This is a genomic window from Nocardiopsis sp. TSRI0078 (genome assembly GCF_001905145.1).
GTDB lineage: Bacteria > Actinomycetota > Actinomycetes > Streptosporangiales > Streptosporangiaceae > Nocardiopsis.
The window spans coordinates 127,404-139,980 of the sequence record NZ_LWLB01000033.1 but is presented as its reverse complement, the minus strand read 5'-3'; the positions used below and the strand labels follow the sequence as shown (position 1 = coordinate 139,980).

Sequence of the window (12,577 nt, the reverse complement as noted above, 5' to 3'; positions counted from 1 at the left end):
ACACACGTGAAGAAGTGGATCATCATCGGCGCTGTCCTGGTCGTGGTCCTCGGACTGCTCGGGTCCGGCTACCTGCTGGTGTCGCGTCTGGTCGGCGGGGCGGTCCCTCCCCCGGAGGAGGTCGCCCTGGACACGGAGGGCGCACCGGTCGAGGTGACGCTGGGCGAGATCAGCTCCGAGCTGGTACTGGACGCCGTCGTCCGGGCCGAGCCCGGCGAGGAGGTCAAGGCCCGCAACGGCGGGACGGTCGCCCACCTGTGGGTGGGTGAGGGCGCCGAGGTCGACACCGGGGCGCCGATCGTGAACGTGAAGGTGCCCGAAGGTTCGGCTCCCGCCGCCGGGGACGGCGCGGAGGCCCCCGCCGCCCCCGCGACCAGGGAGGTCACCCTGTACGCGCCGTCGGCCGGCACGGTGTCGGGGCTGGAGGACGTGATGGTCGGCGACGTGCTGGAGCCCGGCGCGGTGGTGGCCACGGTCGCCCCGGACGAGTTCCGCGCCGTCGCCTCCATCCCGCCCAACGACCTCTACCGGTTCTACGAGGAGCCCCGGGACATCCTGCTCCAGATCGACCAGGGCCCGCCCGCCTCCGAGTGCGCGTTCCTGTCCCTGGGCTCGGTCGAGGGCGGCGGTGGCGCGGCCCCCGCGGCCCCCGAGGAGGGCGGTGAGGGAGCCGGCAGCGGTGGCGGCGGCGCGGAGCTGTCCTGCCGGGTGCCCGCGGACCTGGAGGTCTTCGACGGGGTCCGGGGCAAGCTGTCGGTCAGCACCGGCAAGGCGGAGAACGTCCTGGTCGTCCCGGTGACCGCCGTGCGCGGCAACGTCGACGCGGGTGAGGTCGTGGTGGTCGCCGACGACGGGACCGAGGAGACCCGCAAGGTGGAGCTCGGGGTGTCCGACGGCTCGCTCATCGAGGTCACCAAGGGGCTGAGCGTCGGCGACATGGTCCTGGACCCGGTGCCGCTCGACCCCCGCTTCGACGTTCCCGGGGAGCACGTTCCCGACGAGGAGCTCCCCATGGAGGTGGAGTAGGTGTCCCTCGACACGGCGGCCCCCGGGGCCTTCGCGCCCCGTCCCGGTTCCGCGCCCCTGCTGAGCGTGGAGGGGGTGACCCGGCACTTCACTGTGTCGGGGGCCCGGATCGACGTGCTGCACGACTGCACGTTCCAGGTGGAGCGCGGCGAGGTCGTGGCGATCGTCGGCCAGTCCGGCTCGGGCAAGTCCACCCTGTTGAACCTGCTGGGCCTGCTCGACCGGCCCAGCGGCGGCACCTACACCTTCGACGGGGTGGACACCACCCGCCTGGGCGAGGGGCCTCGGTCCCGCCTGCGGGGCGAGGGCGTCGGCTTCGTGTTCCAGCAGTTCCACCTGCTGGAGCGGCGGACCGCCCTGGCCAACGTCGGCGTGCCGATGGTGCTCGCCGGCGTGCCGCTGCTGCGCCGGAGGGCGAGGGCCCGAGAACTGCTGGAGGCGGTGGGGCTGGGGCACCGGCTGCACTCGCAGCCGCACCAGCTCTCCGGCGGTGAGCAGCAGCGTGTGGCCCTGGCCCGGGCACTGAGCCGGGAACCCGCCCTGATCCTCGCCGACGAGCCCACGGGCGCCCTGGACGCCGCCAGCAGCACCATGATCATGGAGCAGCTGCTGGAACAGGCCAGGATCCGGGACGCGGCGGTGGTCGTGGTGACCCACGACCCCAAGGTGGCCGCGCGGGCCGACCGCGTGGTGGAGCTGGTGGAGGGCCGCACCCGCTGAGCGCGCGCCGCCCGGGAAACCGGGCGGCGCACCGGTGCGGACACGAAAAAACACCGGGTGCGATTTCGCACCCGGTGTTTCCGTGGTAGCGGGGACAGGATTTGAACCTGCGACCTCTGGGTTATGAGCCCAGCGAGCTACCGAACTGCTCCACCCCGCGTCGTTGTGTCCCCTATTCTAGAGGTTCTCACCTCCGGGAGCAAATCGGCTTTCCGTCTGGAAAACCGTGGAGACTCCCCCTTCGGCCCGTCGGTTTCCCCACCGGCCTGAGACCAGCCTACCAGGGCCTGAACCCCGGTCTGACCGTGTGGACACTCCCTTTCGGGCGCATCCTCACCGGGATAGGCCGAAAAGGCGGAAACCCGGAAAACCAACGGACCCGGGATTTCTCCCGGGTCCGGGTCTGGTAGCGGGGACAGGATTTGAACCTGCGACCTCTGGGTTATGAGCCCAGCGAGCTACCGAACTGCTCCACCCCGCGTCGTTGTGTCTCCACATTAGCGCGCTCCGGGCGAGAACCCAAATCAGCGGATCGAGGCGTGGGCCACCCGGCCGGCGGACGCTCCCGTACCGGGCGCGGCGGGGGGCGGAGACAGGCGTGCGGGGCGGGACCCGGGGCCCCGCCCCGCACCAAGCGAGGAACGACGGACTACTCGTTCATCTGCTCCTCAAGGGCCTCCAGGGCCTCACGCAGGCGCTCGTTGGCCTCCTCGTTCGACTCCTGGGCCTCCTCCCAGGCCTCGACGGCCTCGTTGAGGGCGTCGGTGAGCTCCTGGTCGCCACCGCCGCCGCCACCGCCGCCGTCACCGGCTCCGGCTTCCTCCTCCTCGGGCGGCGGCTCCTCGGAGCCCTCCTCCGCCGGCTGCGCCTCACCGTCGAAGAGGTTGCTGAGCGCGTCCGGCAGGCTGCTGCCGATCGCGACCTCCTCACCGAAGCCGACCATGACCTGCTGCAGCAGCGGGAAGGACGCGGCCCCGCCGCCGCCGGCCTGCACGTACAGCGGCTCGACGTAGAGCAGGCCGCCCGCGAACGGCAGCGTGAGCAGGTTGCCCCGCGTCACCTCCGCGTTGGACTGCTCCAGCGGCAGCAGCACCTCGCGGACGTCCGCGTCGGCGTCGAAGGCGTTCTGCACCTGTCCGGGACCGAAGATCACCGTGCTCCGCGGCAGCTCCAGCAGCTTGAGCTGGCCGTAGTCGTCCGAGCGGGGATCGCTGTCCACCGCCATGAAGGCCGCCAGGTTCTCACGGCCGCGCGGCACGAACGTGCTGGTCAGCGAGAAGGTGGCCTCCTCCTCACCCGGGTACTGGATGGTCTGGCGGTAGGGCGGCTCGGGAGCGTCGGTACCTCCGGTCGGGTCGTTGGGAACCGACCAGAAGTCCTGACCGCCGTAGTAGGCGGCGGCGTCCGTCACGTGGTACTCGCGCATGATCTCGCGCTGCACCTTGAACAGGTCGTCCGGGTAGCGCAGGTGGTCGACGAGCTCCTCGTTCATCTCGTCCTTCGGGGTGATGGCCCCCGGGAACGAGTCCATCCACGTCTGGAGGACCGGGTCCTCCTCGTCCCACGCGTACAGGGTGACCGAGCCGTCGTAGGCGTCGACGGTGGCCTTCACCGAGTTGCGGATGTAGTTGACCTCGTTGCCCGGAAGCGCCCCGACCTGCTGGGCCGAACCGTCCGTGAAGGTGTCGGTCACCGCCTGGGTGAAGTCGATCGGCTTCGCGTACGGGTAGCCGTTGGACGTGGTGTAGGCGTCCACGATCCACACGACCCTGCCGTCGACGACCGCCGGGTAGGGGCGGCTGTCCGTGGTCAGGAACGGGGCGACCTTCTCGACGCGCTCCACCGGGTCGCGCTCGTAGATGATGCGCGAGTCGTCGGCGATGGCGCTGTTGAGCAGGATGTTCGGTTCCTGGTACTTGATCGCGTACAGGACCCGGTCGAAGAAGCTGCTCAGCTGGACGCCGCCCTCGCCCTCGTAGCGGTTGTAGGCCTGGGAGCCGCCGGACGCGCCCTCGGCGCCCTCACCGCCCTCGGCGGGGGCCTCCTCCTCAGGCTGCGCGGGGGCCTCCTGGTCCGCGCCCTCCTGGTCGGCGTCGGCCGGGGCCCGCGCCTCGTCCGGGCTCGGGCTGGCCTCGGGCTCCACGGCGTCCTCGGGGGTCGGCACGTCGCCGGTGTCCTCCTCGGAGTCGAGGGGGTAGTCGTACTCCTCCTCGGCCTGGACGATGACGTAGTCGGCGCCCTCGCGGCCGTAGTAGATGCGCGGCTCGTACTCGCCGACGGTCTCGCTCAGCTCACCGCGCGGCGGGATGTTGTACTCGGTGAAGACCGGGCGGCCCTCAGCGTCGATCTGGGTGCCCGCGGCGGCGACCATGCCGTAGCCGTGGGTGTAGATCAGGTGCCGGTTGAGCCAGTTGTCCTGGTCCGAGGGCGGCCCGTCCAGTTCGCGGACAGCCACGATCGTGTCGATCAGGTTGCCGCCGGAGTCCGGGTAGCGGTCGACCTCCAGCACGTCGGGGAACTGGTAGAAGCCGCGGACCTGCTGCATCTGCTGGAAGGTCTGCGAGACCACGGAGGGGTCGACCAGGCGCACCTTGGTGCCCTCGGCCTCCTGTACCAGGTCCTGCGCGCTGAGTTCGGTGGAGGCGTCGTAGGCCTGCACCTCGGCGTCGGAGATGCCGTAGGCGTCGCGCGTGTACTCGATGTTGCGCTCGATGTAGGGGCTCTCCAGGCGCTGCTCGTTCGGGGCGACCTGGAAGCGCTGGACGATCTCGGGGTAGGCGACGCCGACCAGCACGGCGGACAGCACCAGGAGTCCGAGGCTGGCCATGGGGACCATGGTGTTCTTGAAGTAGATGTTGGCGAAGAACAGCACGGCGCAGATGACCGAGATGACCGTGAGGATCAGCAGGGCGGTCTTGACCGCGTTCACGTCGGTGTACGAGGCGCCGAAGGTGTAGCCGCGCTCGGAGAAGACCAGCCCGTAGCGGTCCAGCCAGTAGGAGCAGGCGCGCAGCAGCACGAACACCCCCAGCAGCACCGACAGGTGCACGCGGGCCGCGGGGGTGGCGCGCTGGCCGGAGTCGTTCTGGAGGCGGACGCCGCCGTACAGGTAGTGGACGACCACCGCGGCGATGAACGCCAGGATGACCGCCGCGTACAGGTAGCCGAGCAGGACGCGCAGGAACGGGTAGGTGAACGCGAAGAACGCGACGTCCATCCCGAACTCGGGGTCGTTCACCCCGAACTCGGCGCTGTTCATGAACTGCAGGTAGGAGCGCCAGTCACCGCTGGCCGCGATTCCGGCCAGCAGGGCGAGGGCGCCCACGGCGATCCAGAAGAACAGTTTGCGGTGCGGGTCGATGGACTGCCGGTAGCGGTCCAGGCCCTGCTGCTCCAGGCTCATCGGCCGGATGCCGGGCCGGGAGCGGTAGGCGAAGAAGATGCTCGCGCCGACGATGACGGCCATGACCAGGCCGGATACGGCGAACAGCAGTACACGGGTCCACAGCTCGGTCAGGAAGATCGAGGTGTATCCGACGGAGCTGAACCACTTGTAGTCGGTCCAGAAGTTCGCGGCGAGCATCAGCCCCGCGATGATGACGACCACGGTCGCTGCGACTGGCGCGAGCAACCTTGATCGGCGAGGCATACGCGCAGGTGGTGCGCCGGGCGATCGGAAGCTCACGCCTCCCCCTCGTTTGGCTTGGTAGGTGCGTTCGGTGCGCGTGTGGCGCTCTATTACTGAAAACTTAAACGGTGGCCCCGGGGTTCCCGAAACCACCCTCGCACGCATGACAAGGCTGCATCGTTGGTGTATCGGAGTGGCATCCGGGGCCCCGTGGCGACCCTACTGGCCGGAAACGGAAGCGTAGGGGTTTCCACATCGGTCACTATGGAAACGTGTCGAACATTCGCGAAGCCGTTATGGACCTCGAACGCCACGCCGCGGAGCAGGGCTGGGACCGGCCGCTGGGCCTGTACGCCCTGGTGCCCACCGCCGACCTGCTGGAAGCGGAGCCCGCGCTGGCCCAGCTGCTGGGGATCGACTCCCCGGTGGACCCCGACGAGTTGACCCCGGTCGAGCAGGAGCAGTTGCCGGACGACGTTCCGCTGGAGGAGGCGCTGGGGCGCATCATGTGGCCCGAAGGCGTCGCCGGGTGCGCGCTGGTGATGGAGCGCCTGGTGGTGAAGGGCTCGGACGAGACCCTGACCCCGGGCGAGGACCCGGACTCCTCCGGCAAGGAGACCGAGGAGATCCGCATGGTCGCCGGGGTGCTGCGCGACGGCTCCCGGCACTGCGCGATGCGCATGCGCAGCCACGACAGCGAGTCGGAGGTGCTCAACGGCGCGGACCTGGTCCCCGCGCTGACCTCGGCGCTGGCGCTGACCCTGGACGTCGAGGAGGAGCCGGGCCAGGACTGAGGCCCCTCGCCCCCGCCCGCGCCCCGCTATTCGCAGCGGGGCAGCTCGCCCTCGCCGTCGCGGATGGTCTCCAGTGCGTCCACCGCGTCGGTGAGGGTCTCCACCCGCACCACGTCCAGCTCCCCGTAGGCGGCCGACTGGGACACCTGGGAGCAGCTGTCGGCGGCCACGAGGAAGTACTCGGCCCCGTCGCGCTGGGCGCTGACCATCTTCTGCTGGATGCCGCTGACCCCGCCGACCCGGCCGTCGGCGGTGATGGTGCCGGAGCCGGCGACGGCCGCCCCGCCGGTGAGGCTCTCCTCGTTGAGCCGGTCCATGATCCCGAGCGCGAACATCATGCCCGCGCTGGGCCCGCCGATGTCGCCGATGGTGATCTCCACGTCCACGGGGAAGTCCATCCGGTCGGTGATGAGCACACCGACCGCCGCGCCGCCCGACTCGCCCTCCTCGGTGGCGACCTCCACGTCGACGGTCTCGCCGTCCCGCTCCAGGGTGAGCGCGACCGGATCGCCGGGCTCGCGGTCGCCGACCATCTCCACGACCGCGGAGCTGCCCGCGGGGGTTCCGGAGTCACCGCCGCCCTCGGTGGGCACGGGTTCGCCGTCCACGGCCAGGATGAGGTCGCCCTCCTCCACCACGCCGTGCGCGGGCATGCCCTCGACGGTGCCGCTGACCGCGGGGACGGCCTCGTACTCCATGCCGAGCTCGTTGAGCGCGGCGGCGGTGGCGTCGGTCTGGGAGTCGTTCATCTGCACGGTCTGCCGCTCGGTGACCTCCTCGGGCGTGCGCCCCGCGGGGAAGAGGAGCTCCTCGGGCAGGACCGCCTGGGTGGGCGAGAGCCACGCGGTGACGACGGTGAGGAAGTCGAGCCGGTGCTGGGGTCCGCCCGCGTACTGCACGGTCACCATGGACAGGGAGCCCTCGTGCTCGTAGCTCCGCGCGCCCTCGATCCGGATGACCGGTTCCTCCTGGACCTCTCCGAGCGTGTCCACGGTGAGGCCGGGCGCGGCCACCAGGTAGGGGACGGGGAGGAAGAGGCTGCCGATGCCGAGCCCGACGAGGAGGACGAGAGCGACAACGAGGGTCATGACGCGACGAAGCATGCGCACAGCCTATTGCGGACGAAGGCCCGAAGGCGTCCGTCCGCGTGCGCACGCGGGAGGGCCCGCCCCGCGCCGTCCGCTCAGGGCGAGCCGACCCACTCGCTCCGGCCGTCTCCGAAGTCCTGCTGCTTCCAGATGGGCACCTGGGCCTTGAGGTCGTCGATGAGGCGGCGGCAGGCCTCGAAGGCCTCCTGCCGGTGTTCGGCGGCGGCGGCCACGACCACGGCTATGTCACCGATCTCCAGTCGACCGACGCGGTGCGTCGCGGCCATCCTCACCACCGGGCGGCCCGGAACGGAGGTGTCGCTGAGCACCTTCTCCATGACGGCTCGCAGCTGCCCCTCCACCGTCGGGTGAGCCGTGTAGGCGAGCCGGGCGACGTCACGACCGTGGTCGTGGTCGCGGACGGTGCCGACGAACACGGCGGTGCCGCCCGCGCGCGGGTCGGAGACCGCGGCGAGGACCTCGTCCACCGAGAGGGGAGTGTCGCGTACGGACGCGAGAGTGATCTCTTCCACGACACGACCGTACCAATCGGACGTCGTCCCATGTCGGCACGGTCACACGCCGCGGGTCAGACGCCCTTGCGCCTGCGCAGGTGGCGGATGGCGGCGGCGGTGCCGATGGCCGCGGCGGCGGCGCCGGCGGCACCGGCCGCGGTGATGGTGACCTCCTTGCGGCCCAGGCTGCGGCCCACCAGGGCGGGCTTGCCGCTCCTGGACTCCAGCAGGGCCGCGAGGGCGGCCCCGTTGTCGTAGCCGGGCTTCCACCCGGCGCCGCGCAGCACCGAGCAGTCCACCACGCACGGGTAGACGAGGAACTTCAGCTCCCCCTCCGCGGCCGGGGTGATCCGGGCCTGGTGCAGGCGGCGGACGGCGCCGAAGGCCAGGTTGGCGGGGACCTCGAAGTGCTTCATCCCGGCCACGCTCTCCACCTCGCCCTGGGGGAGGGAGCCCTCGCTGGCCACGGCGACCACGCCGTCGGGGCCGTCCACCCCGTGCACGGCGCAGAAGGCCAGGGCGCTGGCCAGGTCGTCCTCGTGGCAGAACTGCCAGTGCTGCTCGTGCCCCTTGACGGTGAGCAGGCGGGGCGCGGAGAAGTGGCGGCTGAGGAGGGTGTCGCGCCCGGGTCCCACGAGCGGCGCCGGGCGCACGACGGTCACGGTGAGGCTGGGGTGGGCGCGGCGGGCGCGCTCGGCGAGGGCCTCGATCTCGGCGAAGTCGCCCATGAGCCCCTCGCTGTTGTCGGACACGCGCGGGGCGTTCTCCGCGAGCGGCACGGGGTTGTCCGGGGCCGCGCCGTAGACCATGGTGCTGGTGACGAGGATGACGCGCGGGACTCCTGAGGCCGCCGCGGCGGTGAGGACCGTCTGGGCCGCGCGGATGTTGTGCGCGCGGCGCCGGGAGGGGCGGGTCTCCAGGGAGCGGTCGTCGGCGGTGTGCACGAGCACGTCGACCCCGCCGAGGCGGGAGACGAGGCCGGGGTCGCACACGTCGGCGATACGCCACGTGACCCCGCGCAGGTCGGCGAACTCGTCGTCGATGGCGACGACCTCGCGGGGGGCCGCGGAACCTTCCGGCGTGGCCAGGCGTTGCACGAGGAGTCGGCCCACGCCGGACGCGGCACCGGTGACGGCGATCACCCTGCCCGCGCCGTCCGGAGGGCTGTGCTCTGGGCGAACCTGGCTGCTTTCGGTATTCACTCCGGGCGACTCCCAGCTAACGTGACAGTGGAGACCAAACCTAATCCTGCCTGAGGTCTGATTGTGAGCGACCTGCCTTTCGGTTTCAGCATGCCGAACGATCCCGATGACGAGTCCGGACGCCACTCTGGCGACTCCGGCTCGGGTGCCGGCAGCGGCGGCCCGGGCGGAGGAGGCTCCGGAATGCCGGACGGCTTCCCGTTCGGCGACCCGCAGCAGATGGCCAACATGCTGCGTCAGTTCGCCGACATGATGTCGGCCCAGCCCGGTCCCGGGACCGGCGGCGCGGAGGCGCCGTCGTCCGGGGTGAACTGGGAGATGGCCAAGGACGTCGCGCGCCAGACGGTCGCCCAGGAGGGCGATCCGAGCGTGCCGGTGTCCGACTACGCCAAGATCGAGGAGGCGCTGCGCCTCGCCGACCTGTGGCTCGACCAGGCTACCGACCTGCCTTCGGGGGTCCACACCGCCCAGGCATGGAGCCGGTCGGAGTGGATCGAGCGGACGATGGACTCGTGGGTGCAGCTGTGCGACCCGCTGACCAGCAAGACCGTCCACTCGATGGCGCAGAACCTGCCCGAGGAGATGCAGTCCGTCGCGGGCCCGCTGCTGGGCATGATCCAGCAGATGGGCAGCATGATGGTCGGCCGCCAGGCGGGCCAGGCCGTCGGCGAGCTGTCCCGCGAGGTGGTCGGCACCGCGGACATCGGGATGCCGCTGGCCGGTGAGGGCAACGCCGCGCTGCTGCCCTCCGGCGTGGAGCGGTTCACCGAGGGCCTCGGGGTCCCCGAGGACGAGGTGCGGCTGTACCTGGCCGCGCGCGAGGCCGCCGTGCACCGGCTGTACTCGCACGTGCCGTGGCTGCGCTCGCACGTGTCCCGCCTGGTCAACGAGTACGCGGACGGGATGTCGTTCGACGTCAGCGGGCTGGAGGACCGGCTCGGTGAGATCGACCTCACCAACCCCGAGGCGCTCCAGGAGGTCCTGGGCGGGGCCGGGGGCGAGGGGCTGCTCCAGCCCGAGGACACTCCGCAGCAGAAGGCGGCGCTGAACCGGCTGGAGACGGCCCTGGCGCTGATCGAGGGCTGGGTGTCCACCGTGGTCTCGTCCGCGGTGTCCGGACGGCTGCCGCAGGCGGACGCCCTGGCCGAGGCGACCCGGCGCCGCCGGGCGACCGGCGGGCCCGCCGAGCACACGTTCGCCGCGCTGGTCGGCCTGGAGCTGCGCCCGCGCCGCCTGCGCGAGGCCTCCGTCCTGTGGTCCGCGCTGGAGGAGGCGCGCGGCGTGGAGGGCAGGGACGCGGTGTGGCAGCACCCCGACCTGATGCCCACCAGCGACGACCTGGACGACCCGGACGCGTTCGTCCACGGGTCCGGTGAGTTCGGCGACGCCGACTTCGACATCTCCGCCCTGACCGGGGACGCTCCCGGGCAGAGCAGGGACGAGGACTCCGGGGACGGCGGCGAGGACGACGGGACCGGGAACGGCCGGGGAGAGGGCGCGTAGGTGTCGCTGCACGCGGACGCCCGGGCGGTGCTGGGCACGTGGACGGCGCCCGACGCCCGGCAGGAGGAGCTGCGCCGTTCCTACATCGAGCACCTGGAGGCGCACGAGGACGGCATGTGGCGCGAGTGCCTGCCCGGCCACGTGACGGCGAGCGCGGCGATCGTGTCCGCCGACGGCTCGCGGGCGGTGCTCACCCTGCACCGGATCCACCGGATATGGCTGCAGACCGGCGGCCACTGCGAGCCGGGGGACGCCACCCTGGGCGCGGCCGCCCTGCGCGAGGCCACCGAGGAGTCGGGGATCGGGGGGATCACACTGCTTCCCGAGCCGGTCCGGCTGGACCGGCACTCGGTGCCCTGCGGCGGCGGGAGCCTCCACCTGGACGTTCAGTACGCGGCGGTCGCCCCGGAGGACGCCGTACTGGTGCGCGACCCCGACGAGTCGGCCGACCTGGGCTGGTTCCCGGTCGACGACCTGCCCGAACCCACCGACGACGCGTGCCGCGCCCTGGTCCGTGCCGCCGCCGAGGCGGTCGCCGCGCACCGCGGGGCCGCACGGACCGCCTAGCCCCCTCCCACCGCCGGGGCGGGGATGACCGCGGCAGGAGGGCGGCGTGGCGTCCGTCCGTTGCCTCCACGCCCTGTGGGACGCCGACACGCACCCTGTGGCTGGTCACCCACCGCGGGCGTGCTCGGAGCGCGCCCTCACTCCTCGAAGGCGACCTCGGCCGTGTCGAGCTCCTCGTCGTCCTCGTCGGCGGCCGGGTCGCAGGCCTCCCCGCGCGATGCGGCGCTGAACCCCTCCAGGTAGCCGCGGGCGCGCTCGGCCTTGGGATAGCGGCGCACCAGGTCCCAGAACTCCCGGCCGTGGTGCGGGATGAACAGGTGCGCGAGTTCGTGGATGAGGACGTAGTCGACCACCCAGGAGGGCATTCCGGCGACGCGGCGGGAGATGCGGATCGTGCGGGTGTCGGGGGTGCACGACCCCCAGCGGGAGTTCTGGTTGTCCACCCAGCGCACGCTGTCGGGGAGTTCGGTGCCGCCCAGGTAGCGCCGGGCCAGTTCCAGCGCGCGCTCGTGGAGTTCGCGGTCACCGGGGTGGCGGCGCCCCTCGCGGGCCTCCAGCCGCTGCAGCATGCGGCCCACCCAGCGCTTTTCCTCAGCGCGGGAGAACGTGGCGGGCACGAGGACGACCGTGGTGTCCCCGTCCCTGTAGGCCGACACCGTGCGTCGGCGACGAGGACTGCGTCGTACCTCGACTTTGGTGTTCGAGGGCACGAAGTTTACGGTAGCCGAGCGAGGCGCTCTCGCACAGGTGTGCCTTGTTCGGTTATGTCACCGGTTTCACCGGATCTCCGATTCTCGCAACGCGACCGAAAAATCCGGCCCCGTAGCACATTCCGCTCTGACCAGCGCCGTTTTTCGGCTGTGTGACGCGCCACCACGAGGGTTTCCGAAGCCCCCTGGTTATCATTCGGATACACAAAAAAGACCGGACGGTTACCCTCCTGGAGGGGTCCCCGTCCGGCCCCGGACCGGTTCAGGACGCCGGGCGTCCCGTCACTCCACCGCGCGGCGCGACGTCAACACAGACGTGACCACGCGGTTTCCATGAGTGCCAGTTCCATCCGGCGCTCCTCGCGCTGGCGGGCGCGCAGCTGCCGGGCGGTGAGCTTTCTGTCCTGCACGTGCCGGGTCTCGACGTCCATCTGCTCGACCACGCGCATGAGTTCCAACATCGTCATCAGTCTTCGGTCCTTTGGGATATGTGTGGTTTCGGAGGTCTTCTGTACGGGCTCTGTCAGGCCGCGACCGGAGCGGGGTTCTTCCGGGGGCGGCCCCTGGGGCGCTTGCGCGCCACGACCTGCCCGGAGACGAGCAGCTGCCCGCCCCAGACGCCCCACGGCTCCCGGCGCTCCAGCGCGTCGGCCAGGCACTGCTCCCGTACAGGGCACGCGCCGCAGACGGCCTTGGCCGCCTCGACGTCGGCGGGAGCCTCCGCGAAGAACAGGTCGGGCTCCAGGCGGCAGGGAACCTCGGTGTCGGACAGCCAGGGCGTTTCCAGGACCGACGCAAGCATCGGTGCCCTCCAAGATCTTTGA

Annotated in this window: 12 protein-coding genes and 2 tRNA genes; 5 read left to right on the top strand and 9 right to left on the bottom strand. The window is 71.4% G+C overall.

Features of this window, described 5'->3' with window-relative positions; all coding sequences use genetic code 11:
- Positions 1-6 precede the first annotated feature (6 nt).
- Both A6A08_RS19860 and A6A08_RS19855 read left to right on the top strand, forming a co-directional pair.
- On the top strand, positions 7-1,026 hold the full coding sequence (locus A6A08_RS19860; RefSeq protein WP_073704129.1) for an efflux RND transporter periplasmic adaptor subunit: 1,020 nt from the start codon (positions 7-9) through the stop codon (positions 1,024-1,026).
- Positions 1,027-1,746, top strand: coding sequence for an ABC transporter ATP-binding protein (locus A6A08_RS19855; protein WP_073704128.1), 720 nt, complete (start codon positions 1,027-1,029; stop codon positions 1,744-1,746).
- Positions 1,747-1,829: 83 nt separating this feature from the next.
- Here A6A08_RS19855 and A6A08_RS19850 read toward each other — a convergent pair.
- The 3 genes from A6A08_RS19850 to A6A08_RS19840 all read right to left on the bottom strand — a co-directional run bounded on the left by A6A08_RS19850 (position 1,830) and on the right by A6A08_RS19840 (position 5,395).
- A tRNA-Met gene (locus tag A6A08_RS19850) sits at positions 1,830-1,906 on the bottom strand.
- Between the two features lie 244 nt (positions 1,907-2,150).
- Positions 2,151-2,227, bottom strand: a tRNA-Met gene (locus tag A6A08_RS19845).
- Positions 2,228-2,395: 168 nt separating this feature from the next.
- Positions 2,396-5,395 (bottom strand): UPF0182 family protein, encoded by a 3,000-nt coding sequence (locus A6A08_RS19840; RefSeq protein WP_274534055.1) that lies wholly within the window; start codon positions 5,393-5,395, stop codon positions 2,396-2,398.
- A gap of 275 nt (positions 5,396-5,670) precedes the next feature.
- Between A6A08_RS19840 and A6A08_RS19835 the strand changes: the two genes are divergently transcribed.
- Positions 5,671-6,168 (top strand): PPA1309 family protein, encoded by a 498-nt coding sequence (locus tag A6A08_RS19835; RefSeq protein ID WP_073704126.1) that lies wholly within the window; start codon positions 5,671-5,673, stop codon positions 6,166-6,168.
- A gap of 26 nt (positions 6,169-6,194) precedes the next feature.
- On the opposite strand, the gene A6A08_RS19830 is transcribed toward A6A08_RS19835, so the two are convergent.
- The 3 genes from A6A08_RS19830 to A6A08_RS19820 form a co-directional block, all read right to left on the bottom strand.
- Positions 6,195-7,256: a PDZ domain-containing protein gene (locus A6A08_RS19830; protein WP_073704125.1), complete on the bottom strand. Its 1,062-nt coding sequence runs from the start codon at positions 7,254-7,256 to the stop codon at positions 6,195-6,197.
- A 95-nt stretch (positions 7,257-7,351) separates the two neighbouring features.
- A complete protein-coding gene (locus tag A6A08_RS19825) occupies positions 7,352-7,789 on the bottom strand; it encodes a molybdenum cofactor biosynthesis protein MoaE (protein WP_073704124.1) in 438 nt (145 codons plus the stop codon).
- A 56-nt stretch (positions 7,790-7,845) separates the two neighbouring features.
- Positions 7,846-8,913 carry an NAD-dependent epimerase/dehydratase family protein gene (locus tag A6A08_RS19820; protein WP_073704123.1) on the bottom strand — a complete coding sequence of 356 codons (1,068 nt, stop codon included), beginning with the start codon at positions 8,911-8,913 and terminating at the stop codon, positions 7,846-7,848.
- Positions 8,914-9,036: 123 nt separating this feature from the next.
- On the opposite strand from A6A08_RS19820, the gene A6A08_RS19815 reads away from it, so the two are divergent.
- Both A6A08_RS19815 and A6A08_RS19810 read left to right on the top strand, forming a co-directional pair.
- A complete protein-coding gene (locus A6A08_RS19815) occupies positions 9,037-10,476 on the top strand; it encodes a zinc-dependent metalloprotease (protein WP_073704122.1) in 1,440 nt (479 codons plus the stop codon).
- Entirely contained in the window at positions 10,477-11,043 is a 567-nt protein-coding gene (locus A6A08_RS19810) for an NUDIX hydrolase (protein ID WP_073704121.1), read from the top strand.
- A gap of 137 nt (positions 11,044-11,180) precedes the next feature.
- On the opposite strand, the gene A6A08_RS19805 is transcribed toward A6A08_RS19810, so the two are convergent.
- The 3 genes from A6A08_RS19805 to A6A08_RS19800 form a co-directional block, all read right to left on the bottom strand.
- Positions 11,181-11,753 carry a M48 family metallopeptidase gene (locus A6A08_RS19805; protein ID WP_073704120.1) on the bottom strand — a complete coding sequence of 191 codons (573 nt, stop codon included), beginning with the start codon at positions 11,751-11,753 and terminating at the stop codon, positions 11,181-11,183.
- Between the two features lie 305 nt (positions 11,754-12,058).
- The gene (locus A6A08_RS28300; protein WP_199866995.1) at positions 12,059-12,220 is read right to left on the bottom strand and encodes a hypothetical protein; all 162 of its coding nucleotides are present in this window, start codon (positions 12,218-12,220) and stop codon (positions 12,059-12,061) included.
- A gap of 56 nt (positions 12,221-12,276) precedes the next feature.
- On the bottom strand, positions 12,277-12,555 hold the full coding sequence (locus A6A08_RS19800) for a WhiB family transcriptional regulator (RefSeq protein ID WP_073704119.1): 279 nt from the start codon (positions 12,553-12,555) through the stop codon (positions 12,277-12,279).
- Positions 12,556-12,577 lie beyond the last annotated feature (22 nt).